The following is a 2045-nucleotide window of genomic DNA, read 5'->3' on the forward strand; positions in this document are numbered from 1 at the left end:
GCTGTCTCATTGCCCGAGTTGATGGGATCTTGGTTTATAGCCACGGTATATCCCGATGGTGTTGCGGTAGCTTTGGTCGAAGTGTCCGTGGCCGCTGCGCCCGTGCCGTTCACATTGGTCAGGGTAGCGCTCAGGGTAATCGTGCCATCGCCCAATCCGCTCAGGTTGATCCCGGATATCGTCTGACCAGCGGATGCCACGGTGCCGGTTCCCGTTACAGGGGTGCCTGCGCCACTACTGGTGAACGTATAATTGTAGGTCGTACCGATTACGGCACCCGAAAAAGTGAAGCTTACCGCTGTCTCATTGCCCGAGTTGATGGGATCTTGGTTTATAGCCACGGTATATCCCGATGGTGTTGCGGTAGCTTTGGTCGAAGTGTCCGTGGCCGCTGCGCCCGTGCCGTTCACATTGGTCAAGGTAGCGCTCAGGGTAATCGTGCCATCGCCCAATCCGCTCAGGTTGATCCCGGATATCGTCTGACCAGCGGATGCCACGGTGCCGGTTCCCGTTACAGGGGTACCGCCGCCACTACTGGTGAACGTATAATTGTAGGTCGTACCGATTACGGCACCCGAAAAAGTGAAGCTTACCGCTGTTTCATTAATCGAGTTTATAGGATCTTGATCTATCACAACTGAATAACCAGTTGGCACCTGCCCATACCCACTAAAACCCAACAAAAGAAATGCGCCAAATAACAATAGCTTTTTGGAAATGTTGGGTATACTTAGAATTGGGGGGAACATATTTTTCTTTCTTTTCTTTTTCATAGACTGTCCTTTAAACAACTTGTATTTTAATATACAGTGTTATAAGAAGGTTTACACTAAAAGTAGGGGCTCAATATTACTAAAAAAACAGCGATTCCCTTAATTCCTGGGTTTAAAACTGGCTTTATTGGTTCAAATGCAATTTGTTGAATATATGCCCCTTACGACAATTCGGCCGAAGTAGCTTCAACCGTTGGCTCAATTTTATTTACCAAGCCTTGCAATACCTTGCCTGGGCCTACTTCCGTGAATTGGGTCGCCCCATCTTTTACCATGTTGCGAACACTCTGTGTCCATTTTACGGGAGCCGTTAATTGGGCAATCAGATTCCTTTTTATTTCGTCGGCATTATTTACTGCCGAAGCGGTTACATTTTGGTAAATCGGACATTTAGGGGTAGCAAAGTTCGTAGCTTTGATGGCGGACGCCAATTCTTCTTCCGCAGGCTGCATTAGAGGAGAGTGGAATGCGCCGCCAACGGGCAATACCATCGCCCTACGGGCACCTGCAGCCTTTAACCGCTCACAGGCATCATTAATGGCCTCCACTTCACCGGAAATAACCAATTGTCCCGGGCAATTGTAATTGGCAGCTACCACGATTCCGGGGGTTTCCTTACATATTTTTTCGACCACTTCATCTTCCAGTCGCAGTACCGCGGCCATGGTACCCGGTTGCAGTTCACAGGCTTTTTGCATGGCTGTGGCCCTTTTTGAAACCAAGCGCAATCCGTCTTCAAAATTCAATACCCCATTGGCCACCAAGGCGGAAAATTCCCCAAGGGAATGGCCGGCCACCATATCAGGTTTAAAATGTTCCCCCATGATCTTACTCAAAATCACCGAATGAAGAAAGATGGCTGGTTGCGTAACTTTGGTCTGTTTTAAATCATCATTGGTGCCTTCGAACATGGTATCCGTAATGGCAAAGCCGAGAATTTCATTGGCTTGTTCAAACAATTCCTGTGCCTTTGGATAATTTTCATATAGATCTAATCCCATACCTACGAATTGGGCCCCTTGTCCTGGAAATATATATGCTTTCATTATGTTGGGTATTTTAAAGTTTTTGGAATTCAAAAATAAGGATTATTCTTTCTAAATCAGGGATTTCGGGCTTGGAAATATAGCAGGGGATTATTCATCGATCTTTCTTATTATCTTATGATTTGGATCCACCCTTTTCTGACCTCCGAGCCATCCCCTAAATCCAGAACATAGAAGTAGGTGCCTTTGGGTACATCCGTATTGTTACGGGTACCGTCCCAAGTAT

3 protein-coding genes are annotated in these 2045 nt (G+C 46.7%); all 3 read right to left on the reverse strand.

The genetic code is table 11. The features are described 5' to 3' along the window. Positions 1-773 (reverse strand): hypothetical protein (locus HPE63_RS18440; RefSeq protein ID WP_188315778.1); only part of this gene is annotated, 773 nt, incomplete at its 3' end. A 161-nt stretch (positions 774-934) separates the two neighbouring features. After that, positions 935-1819 (reverse strand): ACP S-malonyltransferase, encoded by an 885-nt coding sequence (fabD, locus tag HPE63_RS18445; RefSeq protein WP_188315779.1) that lies wholly within the window; start codon positions 1817-1819, stop codon positions 935-937. Positions 1820-1929: 110 nt separating this feature from the next. After that, a partial coding sequence (locus HPE63_RS18660) for a T9SS type B sorting domain-containing protein (protein WP_188315724.1) occupies positions 1930-2045 on the reverse strand: 116 nt, incomplete at its 5' end.

Source organism: Maribacter arenosus (assembly GCF_014610845.1).
Lineage (GTDB): Bacteria > Bacteroidota > Bacteroidia > Flavobacteriales > Flavobacteriaceae > Maribacter_A > Maribacter_A arenosus.